The sequence below is a fragment of the Streptomyces sp. NPDC033174 genome, from assembly GCF_055577795.1.
Genome location: NZ_JBVIPQ010000001.1, coordinates 324658 through 344586, shown reverse-complemented (window position 1 = coordinate 344586; position 19929 = coordinate 324658). Strand labels below are relative to the sequence as shown.

The 19929-nt window shown below is 70.8% G+C and carries 15 protein-coding genes; 14 read left to right on the top strand and 1 reads right to left on the bottom strand.

Annotation, left to right across the window (positions count from 1 at the left end; translation table 11 throughout):
• The first annotated feature begins 15 nt into the window (after positions 1-15).
• The 13 genes from ACZ5VC_RS01605 to ACZ5VC_RS01545 all read left to right on the top strand — a co-directional run bounded on the left by ACZ5VC_RS01605 (position 16) and on the right by ACZ5VC_RS01545 (position 14396).
• Positions 16-1704 carry a UDP-N-acetylmuramoyl-L-alanyl-D-glutamate--2,6-diaminopimelate ligase gene (locus ACZ5VC_RS01605; protein WP_469118120.1) on the top strand — a complete coding sequence of 563 codons (1689 nt, stop codon included), beginning with the start codon at positions 16-18 and terminating at the stop codon, positions 1702-1704.
• 3 nt (positions 1705-1707) lie between these two features.
• Entirely contained in the window at positions 1708-3153 is a 1446-nt protein-coding gene (locus ACZ5VC_RS01600) for a UDP-N-acetylmuramoyl-tripeptide--D-alanyl-D-alanine ligase (RefSeq protein WP_469118119.1), read from the top strand.
• Positions 3150-4220 (top strand): phospho-N-acetylmuramoyl-pentapeptide-transferase, encoded by a 1071-nt coding sequence (gene mraY, locus ACZ5VC_RS01595; RefSeq protein ID WP_468704928.1) that lies wholly within the window; start codon positions 3150-3152, stop codon positions 4218-4220. Before ACZ5VC_RS01600 ends, mraY begins: the two co-directional genes overlap by 4 nt.
• Positions 4217-5635 carry a UDP-N-acetylmuramoyl-L-alanine--D-glutamate ligase gene (gene murD / locus ACZ5VC_RS01590; protein WP_469118118.1) on the top strand — a complete coding sequence of 473 codons (1419 nt, stop codon included), beginning with the start codon at positions 4217-4219 and terminating at the stop codon, positions 5633-5635. The genes mraY and murD overlap by 4 nt, the downstream gene beginning before the upstream one ends.
• A 50-nt stretch (positions 5636-5685) precedes the next feature.
• Entirely contained in the window at positions 5686-7248 is a 1563-nt protein-coding gene (gene ftsW / locus ACZ5VC_RS01585; protein ID WP_469118117.1) for a putative lipid II flippase FtsW, read from the top strand.
• A gap of 6 nt (positions 7249-7254) precedes the next feature.
• On the top strand, positions 7255-8349 hold the full coding sequence (gene murG / locus ACZ5VC_RS01580; protein WP_469118116.1) for an undecaprenyldiphospho-muramoylpentapeptide beta-N-acetylglucosaminyltransferase: 1095 nt from the start codon (positions 7255-7257) through the stop codon (positions 8347-8349).
• A gap of 13 nt (positions 8350-8362) precedes the next feature.
• The gene (locus ACZ5VC_RS01575) at positions 8363-9160 is read left to right on the top strand and encodes a cell division protein FtsQ/DivIB (RefSeq protein ID WP_469118115.1); all 798 of its coding nucleotides are present in this window, start codon (positions 8363-8365) and stop codon (positions 9158-9160) included.
• Positions 9161-9439: 279 nt separating this feature from the next.
• Positions 9440-10639: a cell division protein FtsZ gene (ftsZ, locus tag ACZ5VC_RS01570; protein ID WP_468704917.1), complete on the top strand. Its 1200-nt coding sequence runs from the start codon at positions 9440-9442 to the stop codon at positions 10637-10639.
• Positions 10640-10656: 17 nt separating this feature from the next.
• The gene (pgeF, locus tag ACZ5VC_RS01565) at positions 10657-11373 is read left to right on the top strand and encodes a peptidoglycan editing factor PgeF (RefSeq protein WP_469118114.1); all 717 of its coding nucleotides are present in this window, start codon (positions 10657-10659) and stop codon (positions 11371-11373) included.
• Between the two features lie 6 nt (positions 11374-11379).
• Positions 11380-12099, top strand: coding sequence for a YggS family pyridoxal phosphate-dependent enzyme (locus ACZ5VC_RS01560; RefSeq protein WP_469118113.1), 720 nt, complete (start codon positions 11380-11382; stop codon positions 12097-12099).
• A 124-nt stretch (positions 12100-12223) separates the two neighbouring features.
• On the top strand, positions 12224-12847 hold the full coding sequence (locus ACZ5VC_RS01555; protein WP_469118112.1) for a cell division protein SepF: 624 nt from the start codon (positions 12224-12226) through the stop codon (positions 12845-12847).
• Positions 12848-12916: 69 nt separating this feature from the next.
• Positions 12917-13207, top strand: coding sequence for a YggT family protein (locus ACZ5VC_RS01550; protein WP_469118111.1), 291 nt, complete (start codon positions 12917-12919; stop codon positions 13205-13207).
• A gap of 55 nt (positions 13208-13262) precedes the next feature.
• Positions 13263-14396, top strand: coding sequence for a DivIVA domain-containing protein (locus ACZ5VC_RS01545; RefSeq protein ID WP_469118110.1), 1134 nt, complete (start codon positions 13263-13265; stop codon positions 14394-14396).
• Between the two features lie 453 nt (positions 14397-14849).
• Here the strand turns inward: ACZ5VC_RS01545 and ileS are convergent, their stop codons facing one another.
• Positions 14850-17990: an isoleucine--tRNA ligase gene (ileS, locus tag ACZ5VC_RS01540; protein WP_469118109.1), complete on the bottom strand. Its 3141-nt coding sequence runs from the start codon at positions 17988-17990 to the stop codon at positions 14850-14852.
• A gap of 563 nt (positions 17991-18553) precedes the next feature.
• Between ileS and ACZ5VC_RS01535 the strand changes: the two genes are divergently transcribed.
• Positions 18554-19906, top strand: coding sequence for a TraR/DksA family transcriptional regulator (locus ACZ5VC_RS01535; RefSeq protein ID WP_469118108.1), 1353 nt, complete (start codon positions 18554-18556; stop codon positions 19904-19906).
• Positions 19907-19929: the final 23 nt, after the last annotated feature.

Here is a 19929-nt window from a genome sequence, read left to right as displayed (position 1 = left end):
CCGTGGGAGGCACCAGTGACAACGATCACCCCCGAACCCGGGAACCGGAATTCCCGCCACGTGGCCCCGGGGGCCTCATTTCGCCCTGCGCCGGGTGGGCCCGGTACGCTCACCGCCGTGCCACACGCTGATCAGTACCGAACCGCCCCGCCCCGCCCGGACCAGGTCCGCCCGACCCCTCTCGGTGACCTGGCCGCCCGGCTCGGTGTCGAGACGCCGGGCAGCGCCGAGGTCACCGGCATCACCCACGACTCGCGGGCGGTACGCCCCGGGGACGTGTACGCCGCACTGCCCGGCGCCCGGCTCCACGGCGCCGACTTCGCCGACCAGGCCGCGGGCCTGGGAGCCGTCGCGATCCTCACCGACCCGACCGGCGTCGAACGCGCCGCCGCCACGGGCCTGCCGGTCCTGGTCGCCGACGATCCGCGCGGCCGGATGGGCGAGCTCGCCGCCGAGATCTACGGCCGGCCGGGCAGCGACCTCCTCCAGATCGGCATCACCGGCACCTCCGGCAAGACCACCACGGCCTACCTCGTGGAGGGCGGCCTCAGGGCGGCCGGCCACCGGACCGGACTGATCGGTACCGTCGAGATGCGCATCGGCGACGAGCGCATCAAGTCCGAGCGGACCACCCCCGAAGCCACCGACCTCCAGGCGCTGTTCGCGGTCATGCGCGAACGCGGCGTCGAATCGGTCGCCATGGAGGTCTCCAGCCACGCCCTGGTGCTCGGCCGGGTCGACGGATGCGTCTTCGACGTCGCCGTCTTCAACAACCTCAGCCCGGAACACATGGAGTTCCACTCCGACATGGAGGACTACTTCCGGGCCAAGGCGCAGCTGTTCACCCCGCAGCGCTCCCGCGAAGCGGTCGTCAACCTCGACGACGAGTACGGCAGGAGGCTCGTGAAGGAGGCGACCGTCCCGGTCACCACCTTCTCCGCCGAGGGCCACCCGGACGCCGACTGGCGTGCCGAGGGCACCGATCTGCGGCAGAACAGCAGCACGTTCACCGTGGTCGGCCCGGAGGGCGAGCGGATCTCCGCCACGGCCCCGCTGCCGGGCGCGTTCAACGTCGCCAACACCCTCGCCGCCGTCGTCACCCTCGCCGTCGCCGGAGTCGACCCGCAGACCGCGGCGGACGGCATCGCCGCCGTCCCCGGCGTCCCGGGCCGCCTGGAGCGCGTCGACGCCGGCCAGCCGTACCTCGCGGTCGTCGACTACGCCCACAAGACGGACGCCGTCGAATCGGTCCTGCGCTCCCTGCGCAAGGTCACCGAGGGCAGGATCCACGTCGTCATCGGCTGCGGCGGCGACCGCGACACCACCAAGCGGGGCCCCATGGGCGCCGCCGCGGCCCGCCTCGCCGACACCGCCGTACTGACCTCCGACAACCCCCGCTCCGAGGACCCCCTCGCCATCCTCGCCGCGATGCTCGCCGGCGCCGCCGAGGTGCCGGTGCACGAGCGCGGCGACGTGCTCGTCGACGCCGACCGGGCCGCCGCGATCGCCGCGGCCGTCGCCCGGGCGGAGCCCGGCGACACCGTGCTCGTCGCGGGCAAGGGCCATGAACAGGGCCAGGACATCCACGGGGTGGTACGCCCCTTCGACGACCGCCAGGTCCTGCGCGAGGCCATCGTGGCGCGCGCCGCCGGCACGGAACACCCGGCGGAGCGTGCCCATCGACCCGAGAACAGTCAGGGATAAGTTGTGATCGCCCTCTCCCTCGCCGAGATCGCCGCCATCGTCGGCGGGCAGTCGTACGACATACCGGATGAGACCGTCCAGGTCACCGGGCCCGTCGTCATCGACTCCCGTGAGGTGGAGACCGGCAGCCTCTTCGCCGCCTTCGTCGGTGAACAGGTCGACGGCCACGACTACGCGCGACGCGCCTTCGACGCGGGCGCCGTGGCCGTCCTGGCCGCCCGGCCCGTCGGCGTCCCGGCCCTCGTCGTCGACGACGTCCAGCGGGCGCTCGGCGCCCTCGCGCGCGCCGTCGTGGAACGCCTGGGCACCGACGTCGTCGCCCTCACCGGCTCGGCGGGCAAGACCTCCACCAAGGACCTGATCGCCCAGGTCCTGCAGCGCCACGCCCCGACCGTGTGGACGCCCGGCTCCCTCAACAACGAGATCGGGCTGCCCCTCACGGCGCTGCGCGCGACCGGGGAGACCCGGCACCTCGTCCTGGAGATGGGCGCGCGCGGCATCGGCCACATCCGCTACCTCACCGGTCTGACGCCCCCGCGGATCGGTGTCGTGCTCAACGTGGGGACCGCGCACATCGGCGAGTTCGGCGGCCGTGAGCAGATCGCCGTGGCCAAGGGCGAGCTCGTCGAGTCCCTGCCGTCGGCGGAGGAGGGCGGTGTGGCGGTCCTCAACGCCGACGACCCGCTCGTCCGCGCCATGGCGGCGCGGACGAAGGCGCGCGTGGTCCTCTTCGGGGAGGCCGACGAGGCCGCCGTACGTGCCGAGAATGTCCGTCTCACAGAGAATGGACAGCCTGCTTTCAAGCTTCACACACCCACCGGGTGCAGCGACGTGACCTTGCGCCTGTACGGTGAGCACCACGTGTCGAACGCGCTCGCCGCGGCCGCCGTCGCCCATGAGCTGGGCATGTCCGTCGACGAGATCGCCACCGCGCTCTCCGAGGCGGACACCCTCTCCCGCTGGCGCATGGAGGTCACCGAGCGTGCGGACGGCGTGAAGGTCGTCAACGACGCCTACAACGCGAACCCCGAGTCCATGCGAGCCGCCCTGCGCGCGCTCGCGGCCATGGGCAAGGCCGCTGAGGCCCGAGGGGGTCGTACGTGGGCGGTGCTCGGTCCGATGGCCGAGCTCGGCGACTCTTCGCTCGCCGAGCACGACGCGGTCGGGCGGCTCGCCGTCCGGCTCAACGTCAGCAAGCTCGTCGCAGTCGGGGGCAGGGAAGCGTCCTGGCTGCAACTGGGCGCATATAACGAGGGTTCGTGGGGTGAGGAGTCGGTGCACGTGTCCGACGCGCGGGCGGCGGTCGACCTGTTGCGCAGTGAGCTGCGCCCGGGAGACGTCGTGCTGGTGAAGGCTTCCAGGTCGGTCGGGCTCGAGCGGGTCGCCCTGGCACTGCTCGAGAACACTGCGGCGTCCTCCGACAGCAGCGGAAAGGTCGCCGGACGATGAGGCAGATCCTCTTCGCGGGGGCCATCGGCCTCTTCCTGACCCTGGTCGGCACTCCGCTGCTGATCAAACTCCTGGCCCGCAAGGGGTACGGGCAGTTCATCCGGGACGACGGCCCGCGCAGCCACGGCAGCAAGAAGGGCACGCCCACCATGGGCGGTATCTCCTTCATCCTGGCCACGCTGATCGCGTACGCGCTCGCCAAGGTCATCACCGGTGAGGACCCGACCTTCTCGGGCGTCCTGGTGCTCTTCCTGATGGCGGGCATGGGACTGGTCGGCTTCCTCGACGACTACATCAAGATCGTCAAGCAGCGGTCGCTGGGCCTGCGGGCCAAGGCGAAGATGGCCGGCCAGCTGATCGTCGGCATCGCCTTCGCGGTGCTGTCCCTCCAGTTCGCCGACCTCCGCGGCCTCACCCCCGCCTCCACCAAGCTCTCCTTCATCACGGACTTCGGCTGGGCGATCGGGCCGGTGCTGTTCGTCGTGTGGGCGCTGTTCATGATTCTCGCCATGTCGAACGGCGTGAACCTGACGGACGGTCTGGACGGCCTGGCCACCGGCGCGTCGGTGATGGTCTTCGGCGCCTACACCTTCATCGGGCTGTGGCAGTTCCAGGAGTCCTGCGCCAACGCGGTGACCCTGACCAACCCCAACGCCTGCTTCGAAGTACGCGATCCGCTGGACCTGGCCGTCGTCGCCTCCGCGCTGATGGGTGCCTGCTTCGGCTTCCTGTGGTGGAACACCTCCCCCGCCAAGATCTTCATGGGCGACACCGGCTCGCTGGCCCTCGGCGGCGCGCTCGCCGGCCTCGCCATCTGCTCCCGTACGGAGCTGCTGCTCGCCCTGCTCGGCGGCCTCTTCGTGATGATCACCATGTCCGTGGTCATCCAGGTCGGCTCGTTCAAGATGACCGGCAAGCGGGTCTTCCGAATGGCCCCACTCCAGCACCACTTCGAACTCAAGGGATGGTCCGAAGTCCTCGTGGTGGTCCGGTTCTGGATCATCCAGGGCATGTGCGTGATCGTCGGCCTCGGTCTCTTCTACGCGGGATGGGCAGCGGACAAGTGAGTACGCCGGACTGGCAGGGCAAGAAGGTCACCGTCGCCGGACTCGGGGTCAGCGGTATCCCCGCCGCCCGCGTCCTGCACGGCCTCGGCGCGATCGTCACCGTCGTCAACGACGGCGACGACGAACGCTCCCGGGCCCAGGCGGCGGAGCTGGAGGCCGAGGGGATCACCGTCCGCCTCGGCGACGGCGCCACCCTGCCGGCCGGCACCGAACTGATCGTCACCACCCCGGGCTGGCAGCCCGGCAAGCCGCTCTTCGCGGCCGCCGCGGAGGCGGGCGTCGAGGTGTGGGGCGACGTCGAACTGGCCTGGCGGCTCAGGGGACCCGACGCGGCGCCCTGGCTCGCGGTCACCGGGACCAACGGCAAGACCACGACCGTGCGGATGCTCGCCTCGATCCTCGAGGCGGCCGGCCTGCGGACCGCGGCCGTCGGCAACATCGGCGTCTCGCTCCTCGACGCCGTCCTGGGCGAGGAGACCTACGACGTCCTCGCCGTCGAACTCTCCAGCTACCAGCTGCACTGGGCGCCCTCCCTGCGCGCCCACTCCGGGGCCGTGCTCAACCTTGCCCCCGACCACCTCGACTGGCACGGCTCCATGGAGGCGTACGCCGCCGACAAGGGCCGGATCTACGAAGGCAACACGGTCGCCTGCGTCTACAACGTCGCCGACAGCGCCACCGAGGACCTGGTCCGCGAGGCCGACGTCGAGGAGGGCTGCCGCGCGATCGGCTTCACCCTCGGCACACCCGGACCCTCCCAGCTCGGAGTCGTCGACGGCATCCTGGTCGACCGCGCCTTCGTCGAGAACCGGCAGAAGCAGGCCCAGGAACTCGCCGAGACCGGGGACGTCAACCCGCCGGCCCCGCACAACATCGCCAACGCGCTCGCCGCGGCCGCCCTGGCACGCGCCTTCGGCGTCACGCCGGCCGCCGTACGGGACGGACTGCGGGCCTTCCGCCCGGACCCGCACCGCATCGAGCACGTCGAGGAGATCGACGGCGTCAACTACATCGACGACTCCAAGGCCACCAACACGCACGCGGCCGAGGCCTCCCTGGCGGCCTACGACCCGATCGTCTGGATCGCCGGAGGCCTCGCCAAGGGCGCGACCTTCGACGAGATCGTCGAGAAGGCGGCGAAGCGTCTGCGCGGTGTCGTCCTGATCGGCGCCGACCGGGCCCTGATCCGGGAAGCCCTGGCGCGACACGCGCCCGAGGTCCCGGTCGTCGACCTCGACCGGACCGACACTGGGGCGATGTCCGCGGCGGTCCAGGAAGCGGCACGTCTCGCCCGGCCCGGAGACACGGTGCTGCTGGCCCCGGCCTGTGCCTCGATGGACATGTTCGTCAACTACAACAAGCGAGGCGAGGCGTTCGCGGACGCGGTCCGCGCTCTCGCCGCCACGCGCGGCTGACCAGCCATCAGGTCCGGCCGCGCCGGGCACGACTGGAGGGGACAGCGACCATGCCGCCGGACGACACCGCCCAAGGCCCCGCCGGTGGGCGTCCGCACGCCCCCGGGCCCATCCCGGCCGCCGGCCGGCCGGCGGCCCTCCAGGCCGCCACGACGAGCGCCACGGACGCGGTACGCGCCGGCGCCCGCGCACTCGCCGACCGGGCGGCCGCGGCCCTCCGGGCCCTCGTCCCCGCCCCCGTCCCCGCGCTCGCCGGCGCGCCCGGCCTCGCTCTGCGCAGCGGCACCGCGGGCACCGGCAGGCCGCCCGCCGCACGCGGCGGCGCACGCGGCACCGGCGGCTCCTCCGGCGGGCCGCGCGGCAGCGGCATCCGGCGCGCCTACGAGCAGGCGCGCCGGGCCTGGGACCGGCCCCTGACCGCGTACTACGTGATCCTCGGCGCCGGCCTCCTCATCACCGCCCTGGGCCTGGTGATGGTCTACTCCGCGTCCATGATCAAGGCGCTGGAACTGGCCAAGCCCGCCACCTACTTCTTCCGCAAGCAGTTCCTGGCCGCCGTCATCGGCACCGGACTGCTGCTCCTCGCCTCCCGGATGCCGGTCAAACTGCACCGCGCGCTCGCCTACCCCCTGCTGATGGGCACCGTCTTCCTGATGATCCTGGTGCAGATCCCCGGGATAGGAATGTCCGTCAACGGCAACCAGAACTGGATCTACCTGGGCGGTCCGTTCCAGCTCCAGCCCAGTGAGTTCGGCAAGCTCGCCCTGATCCTGTGGGGAGCCGATCTGCTCGCCCGCAAGCAGGCCAGACGGCTGCTGACCCAGTGGAAGCACATGCTGGTACCGCTCGTCCCCGTCGCCTTCCTGCTCCTCGGGCTCATCATGCTCGGCGGCGACATGGGCACGGCGATCATCCTCACCGCGATCCTCTTCGGTCTCCTGTGGCTGGCGGGGGCGCCCACCCGGCTCTTCGCCGGGGTGCTCGCGATCGCCGGTGTGGTCGGTGTGCTGCTCATCAAGACGAACGCCAACCGGATGTCCCGGCTCGGCTGCGTCGGCGCCATCGACCTCGGACCCAAGGGCGAGTGCTGGCAGGCCGTGCACGGCATCTATGCTCTGGCGTCGGGCGGATGGTTCGGTTCCGGTCTGGGTGCCAGTGTGGAAAAATGGGGCCAACTGCCGGAACCGCACACCGACTTCATCTTCGCCATCACCGGGGAGGAACTGGGTCTGGCGGGGACGCTGTCGGTACTCGCCCTGTTCGCGGCTCTAGGCTATGCGGGTATCCGCGTGGCCGGACGCACGGAGGATCCCTTCGTCAGGTATGCCGCGGGAGGCGTGACCACCTGGATCACGGCCCAGGCCGTGGTCAACATTGGTGCGGTGCTCGGTCTGCTGCCGATCGCCGGTGTCCCGCTCCCGCTGTTCTCCTACGGCGGATCGGCCCTGCTGCCGACCATGTTCGCCGTCGGGCTGCTGATCGCCTTCGCGCGAGAGGAGCCCGCCGCGAAAGCGGCCCTGGCCATGCGCCGGCCCGGAATGGGCAGGCGAGCCGGGATGAGATGGAAGTCGATGCGACGGCGCGTCAAGAAGCGTCCGTCCGGAGAGCGGTGAATTTCGGTGCATGTCGTACTCGCTGGTGGGGGGACCGCCGGCCACATCGAGCCGGCGCTCGCCCTCGCCGATGCCCTGCGCAGGCAGGACCCCAGTGTGGGAATCACGGCCCTCGGGACGGAGAAGGGGCTGGAGACCCGGCTGGTGCCCGAGCGGGGCTACGAGTTGGCGCTCATCCCCGCCGTACCGCTGCCCCGTAAGCCCACCCCCGAGCTGATCACCGTGCCCGGACGGCTGCGCGGCACCATCAAGGCCGCCGAGCAGATCCTGGAGCGCACCAAGGCCGACTGCGTCGTCGGCTTCGGCGGCTATGTGGCCCTGCCCGGTTATCTCGCCGCCAAGCGGCTCGGAGTGCCGATCGTCGTCCACGAGGCCAACGCCCGGCCCGGACTCGCCAACAAGATCGGTTCGCGCTACGCGGCCGGGGTGGCCGTCGCCACGCCGGACAGCAAGCTGCGCAACGCCCGCTACATCGGCATCCCGCTGCGCCACTCCATCGCCACGCTGGACCGCGCCCGGGTCCGCCCCGAGGCACGTGCCGCCTTCGGCCTCGACCCCGGTCTGCCGACGCTGCTCGTCTCCGGCGGCTCGCAGGGCGCCCGGCGCCTCAACGAGGTCGTCCAGCAGATCGCTCCGGTGCTCCAGCGCTCCGGGATCCAGATCCTGCACGCGGTCGGCCCGAAGAACGAACTGCCGCGCGTCGACAACATGCCCGGGATGCCGCCCTACATCCCGGTACCGTACGTGGACCGGATGGACCTCGCGTACGCGGCGGCCGACATGATGCTCTGCCGCGCGGGCGCGATGACCGTCGCCGAACTCTCCGCCGTGGGCCTGCCCGCCGCATACGTCCCGCTGCCGATCGGCAACGGCGAACAGCGGCTCAACGCCCAGCCGGTGGTCAAGGCCGGCGGCGGACTGCTGGTCGACGACGCGGAGCTGACCCCGCAGTGGGTCCAGGGCAATGTCCTGCCCGTGCTCGCCGATCCGCACCGGCTGTACGAGATGTCCCGCGCCGCCGCCGAGTTCGGCCGCCGGGACGCCGACGATCTGCTGGTCGGCATGGTGTACGAGGCGATTGCGGCACGCCGGCAGGCGTGAGAAGGCAGGGAGCATGGCCGGACCGACGACCGCCGAGCGGGGCGCACGGACACCGAAGGGCTCGTCGGCCCGGCCACCGCGTCAGGCGGCGCCGCCCCACCGCCCCCTGCTGCCCGCCGGCCGTGCGCTGCTGCTGACGGCGATCGCGATCGCGCTCGCCGCCGGCGGAATCTGGTTGCTGTACGGCTCCTCGTGGCTCCGGGTGGAGCACGTGGAGACCACCGGCGTAGAGGTTCTGACGCCGGATGAGGTCGAGAGCGTCGCGGCGGTCCCGATCGGCGCGCCGCTGATTTCCGTCGACACGGGTGCGATTGAGGAACGTCTGCGGGAGAAATTGCCCCGTATCGACTCGGTCGACGTCGTCCGTTCCTGGCCGACCGGTATCGGCCTGAAGGTGACCGAGAGAAAGCCGGTTCTCCTTGTTGAAAAGGGCGGAAAGTTCATCGAAGTGGACGCGAAGGGTGTGCGTTTCGCCACGGTGGACAAAGCCCCGCAAGGCGTGGCGCTGCTCCGGATGGCGGCCGACGGGTCCCCGAGTCTGCGCCGCTTCGACACCGCCCGGCTGCTGCGTGAGGCAGTAGGCGTGACGGGCGAACTCCCCGAGAAAATCGCGAAGGACACCCGTGTCGTCAGGGTGGTCTCGTACGACTCCATCACCCTGGAGCTCGGCGGCGGGCGCACGGTGTTCTGGGGCAGTGGTGAGGACGGCGAGGCCAAGGCCCAGGTCCTGACCGCCCTGATGAAGGCGGTGCCCAAAGCGGGGCACTTCGACGTCAGCGCTCCGAGTGCCCCTGCGGCGTCGGGGAGTTGACGCGCATCGCCGCTGGCCAGCACCCTGGTTGGTCAGCGCTATGGGTGATCACATAGGGTGAAAAGAAAAACGGGAGGTTCGGCGTGTTCGTTGAACGTGCGCCACTTGTCGACTTAGTGTCCTGTTCGGAAGAGTCCAGCGAACAGACACACTGGTAACCCTAAACTTCAACGTTAGGGTTTGGGTCGGCGTTTCGGACCGTCCCATCGGCATCCGTCGTCGCGACGCGACTAGCACCGCGCAGCGACGACACGTAACTCGAGGCGAGAGGCCTTCGACGTGGCAGCACCGCAGAACTACCTCGCAGTCATCAAGGTCATCGGTGTCGGCGGCGGTGGTGTCAATGCCATCAACCGAATGATCGAGGTCGGCCTCAAGGGCGTCGAGTTCATCGCGATCAACACCGATGCGCAAGCTCTGTTGATGAGCGACGCCGACGTCAAGCTCGACGTCGGCCGTGAACTGACCCGTGGCCTCGGCGCCGGGGCCAACCCCGCAGTCGGTCGCAAGGCGGCAGAGGACCACCGTGAGGAGATCGAGGAGGTCCTCAAGGGGGCCGACATGGTCTTCGTCACCGCCGGCGAAGGCGGCGGCACCGGCACCGGCGGCGCACCCGTCGTCGCCAACATCGCGCGCTCGCTCGGCGCCCTGACGATCGGTGTGGTCACCCGCCCGTTCACCTTCGAGGGCCGGCGTCGCGCCAACCAGGCGGAGGACGGCATCGCCGAGCTCCGCGAAGAGGTCGACACCCTCATCGTCATCCCGAACGACCGACTGCTGTCGATCTCGGACCGCCAGGTGAGCGTGCTCGACGCGTTCAAGTCGGCGGACCAGGTCCTGCTGTCCGGTGTTCAGGGCATCACCGACCTCATCACCACCCCGGGTCTGATCAACCTCGACTTCGCCGACGTCAAGTCGGTCATGTCCGAGGCCGGATCGGCGCTCATGGGGATCGGCTCCGCCCGCGGGGACGACCGCGCGGTGGCCGCCGCGGAGATGGCGATCTCCTCGCCGCTCCTGGAGGCGTCCATCGACGGCGCCCGCGGTGTCCTGCTCTCCATCTCGGGTGGCTCGGACCTCGGTCTCTTCGAGATCAACGAGGCAGCCCAGCTGGTGAGCGAGGCCGCCCACCCCGAGGCGAACATCATCTTCGGCGCGGTCATCGACGACGCGCTCGGCGACGAGGTGCGGGTCACCGTCATCGCGGCCGGCTTCGACGGCGGACAGCCGCCGGCCCGCCGGGACAACGTCCTGAGCTCCACCTCCACCAAGCGCGAGGAGCCGGCCCCCGCGTCGCGCACCGAGTCGCGCTCCCTCGGACTCGGCTCGGTCACCCGCGACGAGCCGGTTCAGGCCGAGCCCGTCCCGGCGGCGAGCGACAGCTCGCTTCCGCCGGCCGTCCCGCCGGTGGTCCCGCCGGCCCGTCCGTACCCGGACACCCAGGCCGAAGAGCTGGATGTCCCGGACTTCTTGAAGTGATAGAGCAGCGCCCGCGCGTGGGCACTGCGAGCGGCGCGCACTTCGCCTTCACCGACAGGTGGGGCGGGGTGAGCGCCGTTCCGTACGAGGAGCTCAATCTCGGGGGAGCCGTGGGCGACGACCCGGCGGCCGTACGCGTCAATCGCGAGCGCGCCGCCGCGTCCCTGGGCATCGACCCGGCGCTGGTCGTCTGGATGAACCAGGTCCACGGCCGGGACGTCGCGGTGGTGGACGGGCCGTGGGGCACGGGGGACATTCCGTCCGTGGACGCGGTGGTGACCGCGAGACGCGGACTTCCGCTCGCCGTCCTCACCGCGGACTGCACCCCGGTTCTCCTCGCGGACCCGGTCGCGGGGGTGGTCGCTGCGGCCCACGCCGGCCGGCCGGGCATGGTCGCGGGAGTCGTCCCGGCCGCCGTCGGGGCGATGGTCTCGCTCGGTGCCGAACCGTCCCGCATCACCGCCCGGACCGGGCCCGCCGTCTGCGGACGCTGCTACGAGGTCCCGGCGCAGATGCGGGACGAGGTCGCGGCCGTCGAGCCGGCGGCCTGGTCGGAGACCAGCTGGGGCACCCCGGCCGTCGACGTCACCGCCGCGGTCCACGCCCAGCTCGAAGCGCTCGGCGTGCGGGACCGGCAGGCGTCCGAGGTCTGCACGCTGGAATCGCGCGACCACTACTCGTACCGCAGGGACCGCACCACGGGGCGGCTCGCGGGATATGTCTGGTTGGACTGATAGGTGATGACGGATCGCAGGACTCAACTCGCCGAGAACCTCGCGCGGGTGGAGGAACGTATCGCCGCCGCGTGCGCGGCCGCCGGTCGCAAGCGGGCGGAAGTGACCCTGATCGTGGTCACCAAGACCTACCCGGCGAGCGACGTCCGGCTGCTGCACGAGCTCGGGGTGCGGCACGTCGCCGAGAACCGGGACCAGGACGCGGCACCGAAGGCCGCCGCGTGCGCGGATCTGGATCTCACTTGGCACTTTGTGGGTCAGTTGCAGACCAACAAAGTCCGGTCCGTGGTGGGTTATGCCGATGTGGTGCAGTCTGTCGACCGGATCAAGCTCGTCACCGCACTGTCCGGCGCGGTGGTGAAGGCGGAGCGGGAGCTCGGCTGTCTGATCCAGGTGGCGCTCGACGCGGAGTCGGGCGAGCGGGGCGAGCGGGGCGGCGTCGCGCCCGACGGCATCGAGGAGTTGGCCGTGGCGATCGACGACGCGCCCGGTCTGAGACTTGACGGGCTGATGACGGTGGCGCCGCTCGCGGGCCCCTATGCGGGCCGCCAACGTGCGGCGTTCGAGCGGTTGATGGAATTCTCATCCGGCCTGCGCACGACTCGTCCGGCTGCGAACATGGTGTCGGCGGGGATGAGCGCGGATCTGGAAGAGGCCGTGGCGGCCGGAGCGACACATGTGCGCATCGGTACGGCGGTACTCGGAGACCGACCCCGCCTCGGGTAACGTCGCCAAACAAGTCGGACCACAGCAGAAAATATGGTCATTCCCGCCGGAAGGTGGGCAGACCGAGTGGATCGCGGGCACTTGGTGACGAGGCCGATCCACCACAGAGCGGAGGACTCAGAGAATGGCCGGCGCGATGCGCAAGATGGCGGTCTACCTCGGCCTCGTGGAGGACGATGGGTACGACGGCCGGGGATTCGACCCCGACGACGACTTCGAACCCGAGCTGGAGCCGGAGCCCGAGCGGGACCGGCGACGCCACCAGCCCCCGCATCAGGTCGAGCGGGAGGAACCGGTACGAGTCGTACAGCCTCCGGCCCCGCGTGAGTCGGTGCCGCACGCCGCCCCGGTACCCGTGGAAAGCGGACGTCCGGCGCGAATCGCCCCCGTGGCATCCATCACACCCGAACGCCCGAGCCTGGAGAAGAACGCACCGGTGATCATGCCCAAGGTCGTGTCCGAGCGGGAGCCCTACCGCATCACCACGCTGCACCCGCGGACCTACAACGAAGCCCGTACCATCGGGGAACACTTCCGCGAGGGCACCCCTGTGATCATGAACCTCACCGAGATGGACGACACCGATGCGAAGCGACTTGTCGACTTTGCCGCGGGACTCGTCTTCGGCCTGCATGGCAGCATTGAGCGAGTGACGCAGAAGGTGTTCCTGTTGTCGCCTGCTAACGTCGATGTCACGGCGGAGGACAAGGCCCGCATCGCAGAGGGCGGATTCTTCAACCAGAGCTGAGAACAGACACCGGGAACAGCCCGGCCGTGAGGCCGGTGAGACGAGAGCCAGGGGAGAGGGAAGCACGGGATGGGCGTGGCACTGCAAGTGGTCTACATCGTGCTGATGTGCTTCCTCGTCGTGTTGATCTTCCGGCTGGTCATGGACTACGTCTTCCAGTTCGCCCGCGCATGGGAACCTGGCAAGGCGATGGTGGTCGTTCTCGAGGCCACCTACACTGTCACCGATCCACCGCTCAAGCTTCTGCGGCGGTTCATTCCGCCGCTGCGTCTCGGGGGCGTGGCACTCGACCTGTCCTTCTTCGTTCTGATGATCATCGTCTACATCCTGATCTCCATCGTGAGCGGCTTCGCGAGGTGAATGTGGACGATACGGTCTTGCCGACTGCCGACGACTACGTAGAGGTGAAGAAGAGATGCCGCTGAGCCCCGAGGACGTGCGGAACAAGCAGTTCACGACCGTCCGCCTCCGAGAAGGCTATGACGAGGACGAGGTCGATGCCTTCCTCGACGAGGTCGAGGCCGAACTGACCCGCCTGCTCCGCGAGAACGAGGACCTGCGCGCCAAGCTGGCCGCCGCGACCCGTGCCGCGGCGCAGAACCAGCAGCAGGGTATGCGTAAGCCGCCCGAGCAGCAGGACCGTCCCGTCGGTCCGGGTTCTCCCGTGCCTGCCGCCATATCCGGACCGCCGGTCCAGCAGCAGCCCCCGCAGATGGGCCCGCCGCAGCTGCCGTCCGGTGCTCCGCAGCTGCCGGCCGGTCCCGGTCACGGTCCCGGCCCGATGCAGGGCGGCCCGCAGGGCCCGCACGGCCCCGGCCCCATGCAGGGCGGCCCGATGGGTGGCCCGATGGGCGGACCCATGGGCGGCACGATGGGTGGCCAGATGGGCCACGCGCCGCAGATGCAGCAGCAGCAAATGCAGCAGCAGCAGATGCAGCAGCCCGGTCAGGGCCCCGGTGGCGACAGCGCCGCGCGTGTCCTCTCGCTGGCCCAGCAGACCGCCGACCAGGCGATCGCCGAGGCCCGCTCCGAGGCGAACAAGATCGTCGGTGAGGCGCGCTCGCGCGCCGAGGGCCTGGAGCGGGACGCCCGCGCCAAGGCGGACGCGCTGGAGCGGGACGCGCAGGAGAAGCACCGCGTCGCGATGGGCTCCCTGGAGTCCGCCCGCGCCACGCTGGAGCGCAAGGTCGAGGACCTGCGGGGCTTCGAGCGCGAGTACCGCACGCGTCTGAAGTCGTACCTGGAGAGCCAGCTGCGTCAGCTGGAGACCCAGGCCGACGACTCGCTTGCCCCGCCGCGGACGCCGGCCACCGCGTCGCTGCCGCCGTCGCCGTCCATGGCGTCGGCCGGTGCGAGCGGGCCGTCGTACGGCGGCAACCAGACGATGGGCGGAGGCCCCTCGATGGGTGGCCCCTCGTACGGGAACCAGCAGCAGATGTCGCCGGCGATGACCCAGCCGATGGCACCGGTCCGGCCGCAGGCGCCGCAGCCGATGCAGCAGGCACCGTCGCCGATGCGGGGCTTCCTGATCGACGAGGACGACAACTGACGGGGGCGGGGCGCGCGTCGAGCGCGTAGCCGTCGGCAGGCTGAGGGCCGGGCCCGGGACACTTGTCCCGGGCCCGGCCCTTTTGGTGGCGGGGGCGGCCCCTGCGGCGGGCTGTCCCCCACCCCGCCCCTTCCCGAAACCGGGCTCCGCCCAGACCCGAGGGGGCGGCGGCTTCGCCCGCGGGGGCGGGGGCCAGGTGCCCGCTGTCGGGCTCGTGGCTCCCCGGGGCGCGGGTGCCCGCTGTCGGTTTCGCGGTTCCCCGGGGCGCGGGTGCCCGCTGTCGGGCTCGCGGCTGCCCGGGCACAAGGCGCCCGTGGCTCCCGGGGGCGCAGGGCGCCGCGCCTCCCCCCACGTCTCGCGCCGCCGCCGCCCTCGCAGAGTTCCGGGAAGGGGCGGGGTGGGGGAAAGAGAAAGGCCCGGCCCCTCTCGGGGGCCGGGCCTTTCAGGAGCGTGTTACGCCTTGCGGAGGTGGAACGTCAGGGACAGGGACTCGTCCGTGAAGGCCGGGCCGTAGGTGGAGTCGGCCGGGCCGGTGGCGTAGTCCGTGGAGAGGACCTCGTCCGCGATCAGGGACGCGTGGGCCGTCAGGGCCTCCGTGGTCTCCGGGGAGTCCGAGGACCAGCGCAGGGCGATGCGGTCCGCGACGTCCAGGCCGCTGTTCTTGCGGGCCTCCTGGATCAGGCGGATCGCGTCACGAGCCAGGCCCGCCTTCCGGAGCTCCGGGGTGATCTCCAGGTCGAGTGCGACCGTCGCGCCCGAGTCGGAGGCGACCGACCAGCCCTCGCGCGGGGTCTCGGTGATGATGACCTCCTCGGGAGAGAGGGTCACCTCCTCACCGTTCACCGACACCGTCGCGGTCCCGGAGCGCAGCGCCAGGGAGAGCGCCGCCGCGTCTGCCGCGGCGACCGCCTTCGCGACGTCCTGCACGCCCTTGCCGAAGCGCTTGCCCAGCGCCCGGAAGTTCGCCTTCGCCGTCGTGTCGACGAGCGAGCCGCCCACTTCCGACAGCGACGCCAGCGAGGAGACGTTCAGCTCCTCCGTGATCTGTGCGTGGAGCTCCGTGGAGAGGGACTCGAAGCCCGCCGCCGCCACCAGCGCCCTGGAGAGCGGCTGGCGCGTCTTCACGCCCGACTCCGCACGCGTCGCCCGGCCCAGCTCCACCAGACGGCGTACCAGGGCCATCTGGGACGAGAGCGCCGGGTCGATGGCGTCCAGGTCGGCCGTCGGCCAGGTGGAGAGGTGGACGGACTCCGGGGCGCCCGGCGTCACCGGCACCACCAGGTCCTGCCAGACCCGCTCCGTGATGAAGGGGGTCAGCGGGGCCATCAGACGGGTCACTGTCTCGATGACCTCGTGCAGCGTCCGCAGCGCCGCCTTGTCGCCCTGCCAGAACCGGCGGCGCGAGCGCCGCACGTACCAGTTCGACAGGTCGTCGACGAACGCCGACAGCAGCTTGCCGGCCCGCTGGGTGTCGTACCCCTCCAGCGCCTGCGTCACCTGGTCCACCAGCGCGTGCAGCTCGCTCAGCAGCCAGCGGTCCAGCACGGGACGATCGGCCGGCGCCGGGTCCGCCTCCGACGGGGACCAGCCCGCCGTACGGGCGTACAGGGCCTGGAAGGCCACCGTGTTCCAGTACGTGAGAAGCGTCTTGCGGACCACTTCCTGGATGGTGCCGTGGCCCACCCGCCGCGCCGCCCAGGGGGAGCCGCCCGCCGCCATGAACCACCTCACGGCGTCCGCGCCGTGCTGGTCCATGAGCGGGATCGGCTGCAGGATGTTGCCCAGGTGCTTGGACATCTTGCGGCCGTCCTCGGCGAGGATGTGGCCCAGGCAGACCACGTTCTCGTACGACGACTTGTCGAAGACGAGCGTGCCGACCGCCATCAGCGTGTAGAACCAGCCACGCGTCTGGTCGATCGCCTCGGAGATGAACTGCGCCGGGTACCGGCTCTCGAACAGCTCCTTGTTCTTGTACGGGTAGCCCCACTGGGCGAACGGCATCGAGCCCGAGTCGTACCAGGCGTCGATGACCTCCGGAACGCGCGTCGCCGTCTCCTGGCACGTCGGGCACGGGAACGTCACGTCGTCGATGTACGGGCGGTGCGGGTCAAGCGACGACTGGTCCTCGCCCGTCAGCTCGGTCAGCTCCGCGCGTGAGCCGACGCAGGTGAGGTGGTTCTCCTCGCAGCGCCAGATCGGCAGCGGCGTGCCCCAGTAGCGGTTCCGGGAGAGCGCCCAGTCGATGTTGTTGTTCAGCCAGTCGCCGAAGCGGCCGTGCTTGACCGAGTCCGGGAACCAGTTGGTGTTCTCGTTCTCCTCGAGGAGCCGGTCCTTCACCGCGGTCGTACGGATGTACCAGGACGGCTGCGCGTAGTAGAGCAGCGCCGTGTGGCAGCGCCAGCAGTGCGGGTAGCTGTGCTCGTACGGGACGTGCCTGAAGAGCAGGCCCCGGGCGTCCAGGTCCGCGGTCAGCTGCTCGTCGGCCTTCTTGAAGAAGACCCCGCCCACCAGCGGCACGTCCTCCTCGAAGGTGCCGTCGGGGCGGACCGGGTTCACGACCGGCAGGCCGTACGCGCGGCAGACCTTGAGGTCGTCCTCGCCGAAGGCGGGGGACTGGTGGACCAGGCCCGTACCGTCCTCCGTCGTCACGTACTCGGCGTTGACGACGTAGTGGGCCGGTGCCGGGAACTCGACGAGCGAGAAGGGGCGTTCGTACGTCCAGCGCTCCATCTCGGCGCCCGTGAACGACTGGCCGGTGGCCTCCCAGCCCTCGCCCAGCGCCTTCTCCAGCAGCGGCTGCGCGACGACCAGCTTCTCCCCGCCCTCCTCGCCGGCGCGGCGGGCGACGACATAGGTGACCTCGGGGTGGGCCGCCACGGCGGTGTTGGAGACCAGGGTCCAGGGGGTCGTCGTCCAGACCAGCAGCGCCGCCTCGCCCGCCAGCGGGCCGGAGGTCAGCGGGAAGCGGACGAAGACCGACGGATCGACGACCGTCTCGTAGCCCTGCGCCAGCTCGTGGTCCGACAGGCCGGTGCCGCAGCGGGGGCACCAGGGGGCGACGCGGTGGTCCTGGACGAGCAGGCCCTTGTTGAAGATCTCCTTCAGGGACCACCACACGGACTCGATGTACGAGGGGTCCATCGTCCGGTACGCGTCGTCGAGGTCGACCCAGTAGCCCATACGGGTCGTGAGCTCGGCGAACGCGTCCGTGTGCCGGGTCACCGACTCGCGGCACTTGTCGTTGAACTCGGCGATGCCGTACGCCTCGATGTCCTTCTTGCCGGCGAAGCCGAGCTCCTTCTCGACGGCGAGCTCCACGGGCAGGCCGTGGCAGTCCCAGCCGGCCTTGCGGGCCACGTGGTAGCCCCGCATGGTCCGGAAGCGCGGGAAGACGTCCTTGAAGACGCGGGCCTCGATGTGGTGCGCGCCGGGCATGCCGTTGGCGGTCGGCGGCCCTTCGTAGAACACCCACTCGGGGCGGCCCTCGGACTGCTCGAGGCTCTTGGCGAAGACCTTGCTCTCGCGCCAGAAATCGAGCACGGCGTGCTCGAGCGCGGGCAGGTCGACCTGGGCGGGCACCTGGCGGTACGTCATCGATCTTCCTCCGGCGGATGCTTCTCGTTCCGTCCGGAGGGACGAGAGCGCCGTGCTGCGCGGCTCCCGCGGTACCACCCTCCTTGGCCCAGGACGCATGGCCCCGAACCCCCTCATTGGGGCGCGATGCCGGGTCTACTGGCCGCGGGGGCGTCCCCGTGACGTTCTTCCGGCGGCTCCGGGGTGATGCTTCACATCGGGCTCGCCCCCGGGCTCTCACCGTCCCCGGGTCGCTCATGGCTGCGTACGACGCTACTCGTCCCCATCCAAGCCTTTCGCTGGGCCCAGTGTACGGGCCCGGGCGGGGGTCGGCCGACCGTATATCGGCGGGGCGCCCCCGGGTCCCGGCGTGACCCGAATGGTCATACGGGCGAGGGTGGGCTCCAGGGGGCCGGTGGGGCGGATTACAGGGCGGGGAGCTGGGCACAACGGATGCAGGCTCGCCCGACCGGGGCAGAGGCGGGCCCCGACCGGCGGCGTGCCCCGTTGCCGCGGGGCTGGGGTCGATTTATCGTCCCAGCACGATGCGCGAGCAAGATCACAAAATGTGAAGGGGCCGCGACATGGTGGCGAAGAAGACCGCCGCGAAGAGGACGCCCGCCGGGTCCACCGCGGCGGGCGCGACGGCCAAGGACGTGACCGGCAAGAAGAGCACGGTCGCGAAGAAGGCCGCCGCGAAGAAGACCGCGGCTCCGAAGAAGACGTCGGTGGCGCGGGAGCGCGTCGCGAAGAAGACCACCTCCACGAAGCGCGCGGCGGCCGGGAAGGCCTCCGCGGGGGCGGACGCCGCCGACGGCGCGGTCGGGGGGACTGGGGCGGCGCCCCCGGCCGGAAAGTCGCCTCCGGACTCTCCGTCACACCGGGAGAAGAGTGCGGAGAAGACCCAAGGGAAGAAGGCCACGGGGAAGAAGTCCGCGAAGAAGGCGGTGGCGAAGAAGGCGGTGGCGAAGAAGGGCGCCGCGAAGAAGGCCACGGCGAAGGCGCCCGCCAAGTCCGCCGAGAAGAAGTCCGTTGAGAAGGCTGCCTCCGGGAAGGCCACCGGGAAGAAGACCACCGCGAAGGTCACGGCCAAGAAGGCCGCAGCCAAGAAGACCGTGCCCGCCGCCGCCTCGGCGAAGAAGGGCCCGTCCGACAGGACGCCGGCCGAGAAGGAAGTGTTCGAGAAGGTCACGGCCGAGGGATCACCCGGCGGGGCCCCGGCCAAGAAGTCCGCCGCCGGGAAAACGCCAAGAACGCCAACAACGCCAACAAAGAAGCCCGCAGCGAAAACGACCGCAGCTAAGAAGACCGCAGCAAAGAAGACCGCAACAAAGCAGACCGCAGCGAAGAAGTCCGCGGCCAAGAAGTCCGCCGCCAGTAAGACCGCCGAGAAGGCCGCGCCTGCGGCCGTGGAGCAGACGGGAGCCAGCACGGTGGCAGCGAAGAAGACCGTGGACGTGACCACGACAGCCGACCTCGACGCCGAGGGGGGCGCGGCGGCGAGTGCCGTGCCGCTTGTCCGCGGCGTCGGGGCCGATCCCGGAGAGCTCGCCGTACGCCCGGGCGAGGAGCCATGGACCCCCGAGGAGGTCGCCGAGGCGAGGGCCGAGCTGGAGGGTGAGGCGACGAGGCTCAGCAATGAGATCGCCGCGTCCGAGGCCGCGCTGACGGGCCTCATGCGGGACTCCGGGGACGGCGCGGGCGACGACCAGGCCGACACCGGCGCCAAGAACATCACGCGCGAGCACGAGATCGCGCTGGCCGCCAACGCCCGCGAGATGCTGGAGCAGACCGAGCACGCGCTCCAGCGGCTCGAAGCGGGTACGTACGGACTGTGCGAAATCTGCGGGAAGCCGATCGGCAAGGCCAGGATGCAGGCCTTCCCGAGGGCCACCCTCTGTGTCGAGGACAAGCAGAAGCAGGAGCGGCGGGGCTGAGAGATCCCGGGCCGGGCCCGGTC